Genomic DNA, 3095 nt, shown 5'->3' on the forward strand with positions numbered 1-3095 from the left:
GACAAGGAGAACTTCGCTGTGAGGAATTTCATTTCAGCCCTCGTTGGATTGGCCGCGATTTATTCCGGGGCTGCAATTGCAGAAGCTGCCGACTGGCAAACTCGCTTGGCGCGCGAGCGCGGCTTTGAAGCCGTCATTTGGTCAATGCCGGCCGTTAGCATGATCGCGCTGCGTGACGCATATTTCAGCCTTGGTGGTGGTTACAATACGGTCTACTACCTGACGAAACCGCCGACGGCACTTCAGGAAGCCCTTACGCCGAATAATCAGACGCCTTATGTCACCGTCCTCTTGAGTACTCGGCAAGGACCGGTGGTCCTCGATATACCGCCCGCATCCAAACAAACTGCCATATTCGGCAGTGCTACAGACGTCTGGCAGGTTCCGGTGACCGACATCGGTCCGGCAGGACAAGATAAGGGCAAAGGCGGTAAGTACCTCTTTCTGCCACCCGGATACAAAGGCGAGGTACCTGAAGGGTATCTCCCAGTGCAGCTAGAACTCTACGATGTCTTTGTCGCACTGCGTCTCATCCCGCTTGGAGACACAAGCTTCAGCGAGGCTGGCGAATATGCCAAAAAAATAAGTGCCTATCCGCTGAACCAGGCAGACAACCCGCCGGCGGGAACATACATCGACATCTCCGGCAAGCATCTGCCGACCTTGCCCACATACGACATCGACTTCTTCATGAAGATCGATCAGCTCATACAGAATGAGCCGCTCCTCGAACGCGATAAGGTCATGGGCGGTATGTTGAGTTCTTTAGGCATCGAGAAGGGGGCAACCTTTAAGCCCAATCCAACTCTCAAGGACGCGCTAAATGAAGCGGCGAAGGACGGCTATGCCTATCTCGAGCATATGTTCGAGACGCCCGGCTACTCCACAGAGGTCTATTGGCCGGGGGCACAGTGGCTCGCCATTAGACGGCCCTCAGAGGACGGGTTTGTCTATGATGAGGGAGACACGCTGCTCCTTGATGAACGCGGCAGCTTGTTTCACTGGGCAACCTTCGTGCCGCGGCAGCTTGGGAAGGCAACCGCTTACGTAATGGCAACGCGCGATGGCGACGGCGACTTGTTATCGGGCAAGGGGGTCTACAGATTGCGCGTGCCTGCGAAGGTGCCTGCCAGCGACTTCTGGTCGGTCATCGCCTACTCGAAAAAGACGAAGGCATTTATCTACAACGACATCGACCGAGTTGGTCTTTCTTCCTACGACAAGGAAGCTCTGAAAATGAACGATGACGGTTCGGTTGATATTTATTTTGGCGAGACAGCGCCAAAGGGCTTCGAGTCCAATTGGATACCAACGGCAGGTGAAGATTTCTTCCTATTGTTCCGTCTCTACGGACCTGAGGAGCCCTTTTTTGACAAGAGCTTCAAGCTTCCAGACGTTGAGCGAGTCAGTTGAGCGCTTCAGGTCCAACAAAAGGGCAGGCATCATGAAGCCATTTCTCATCATCGTCGCGCTCGCCGGCACAGCAGTGCTCGTCGGCCAGCAGCTTGGTGCGCAGAATCGACCGTGGCGAAACGGTTTCACGGAGATGCGGAACAAAATGATGAAGCGGATGATGGCAGCGATGCCTGAGGATTCGCCGCCGAAACTCATCATGTCCATTCTGCCGCGTCTCAAGGAGCAGAACGAGCAAATCCTGGCACTTCTCGAAGAGCAACGTGACCTTCTGCGGCGGCTGGCCGAAAAGCAAGAAGCCAAGTAGCAAGATTCACAACCGGTCGCTTAGACCAAACCGTTGCCTACCGAATGTCGCTCGCTGTGCTGAGGTCCGCTTTTGGCACATAGCCGACATCGATGCCGCAGCTGCCAATGTCCGCTTACGGGCAGTAACCGGACGTCACCAAGTTGCATTCGGATGTCTGCTAATGACCCAAAGCGGACATTGCAGTTGCGGGCCCCGACGTGCAGATTGCCATCGGGATCCGTTGTCTCTCGCCAATTCTGGTCCGATAGATGACGGACGAGGGTGCTCTCTAGGTTTTCGATTTTCAATCAGAGGTTAAGCATGAAAGCGTTGTACGGACTTATCGCAATTTCTTTGATTGTCTCTCTGACGGCTTGCTCTGAGGAGGCTTCAGAGGTGAAAGACAGCGCGCCCGCCGCCAAGACGGAAGACTCGGCCAGCAAATCTGAGCCCACGTCTGCGCCCGCCGCGCAGACCGAGGCGCCCGCAGCTGAAAGCACTCCAGCTCCCGCGGCGACCGAAACGCCGGCCGCTCCGGCGGCAGCTCAGCCGCCCGAGGAGAATGCCGCAGCCGGCTCTGAGGTCGCCCCTGGAACGCCATCCAAGGACGAGCAGGTTTGTCTCCAGGCTGTCTCAACCGAGACCAACAACGGGGATGTAGTGACGCTTAGCGTAGAAGAGTCCGAGGCAAATACCCTCGTAATGGTCGGCGTAGGTCCCAATCGCGCGCCTTGGAAATGCCTCGCCAAAGATGGCGTCGTCGCTGAAGTTATGTCGATGACCGATGAGGGTGCTCTCTAGGTCGGGAAGCAATCAAGCGTAGGTGAGCTCGTCAGCATGCGAATGCACCGCGCGTGTCGTTATACATTGATCGGCTTTGCCGTTCTTTATGCGCTGGCGGTGGGGCTTTTCATTATTGGCACTTTCGGTCTTTTCGGAAGTCCGTCCGGACCGTTGGCCGGCGTCTTCTTGGTGCCCCTCGGCTTACCTTGGAACCGAATGCTCGGTGTATTCCCGGAGCCGCTTTGGCCGACGCTGGCCGCCTTAGCGCCAGCCGTGAATCTCATCATTCTTATCGTGATTTGCCACTGGGGCGCGTTGAAACGAAGTGCAGAGAGGGGCTGAGGCTAAAATGGTTAGATTGCTGTTCGGGATAGGCCTCATGTGTCTGTTTTCGGCTCCTGCATTGGCCGCCGATACAGGCGCGACAATTATTTCCAAGGCACGTCTGGCCTGTGAGAGCTATGAAAACGGTGTTTTTGATCAAGGCAAGGCGGTCAGCAGGGTCGATCTGACCGGTGACGGCATCTCAGATACAGTCATCGACGAAGGCGACTTCCGCTGCTCGTCGGCAAGGTCGCTCTACTGTGGCAGCGGGGGCTGCTCACTCCAC

The 3095-nt window shown here is 56.2% G+C and carries 4 protein-coding genes and 1 pseudogene; all 5 read left to right on the top strand.

Annotation, left to right across the window (positions count from 1 at the left end; all coding sequences use genetic code 11):
• Nucleotides 1-1413, top strand: a 1413-nt coding sequence (locus AC33YF_RS13440) for a DUF1254 domain-containing protein (protein WP_491777722.1), incomplete at its 5' end; no start/stop codon positions are given.
• Nucleotides 1397-1720, top strand: coding sequence for a hypothetical protein (locus tag AC33YF_RS13445; protein WP_491777723.1), 324 nt, complete (start codon nucleotides 1397-1399; stop codon nucleotides 1718-1720). The genes AC33YF_RS13440 and AC33YF_RS13445, both read left to right, overlap by 17 nt.
• Nucleotides 1721-2023: 303 nt before the next feature.
• Complete coding sequence (locus AC33YF_RS13450; RefSeq protein WP_491777724.1) at nucleotides 2024-2503, top strand: hypothetical protein; 480 nt, start codon at nucleotides 2024-2026, stop codon at nucleotides 2501-2503.
• A gap of 36 nt (nucleotides 2504-2539) precedes the next feature.
• The gene (locus tag AC33YF_RS13455; protein WP_491777725.1) at nucleotides 2540-2827 is read left to right on the top strand and encodes a hypothetical protein; all 288 of its coding nucleotides are present in this window, start codon (nucleotides 2540-2542) and stop codon (nucleotides 2825-2827) included.
• A 7-nt stretch (nucleotides 2828-2834) separates the two neighbouring features.
• Nucleotides 2835-3095 (top strand): annotated as a pseudogene (locus AC33YF_RS13460) (hypothetical protein); the annotation flags it as partial.

The organism is Methyloceanibacter sp., assembly GCF_058506495.1.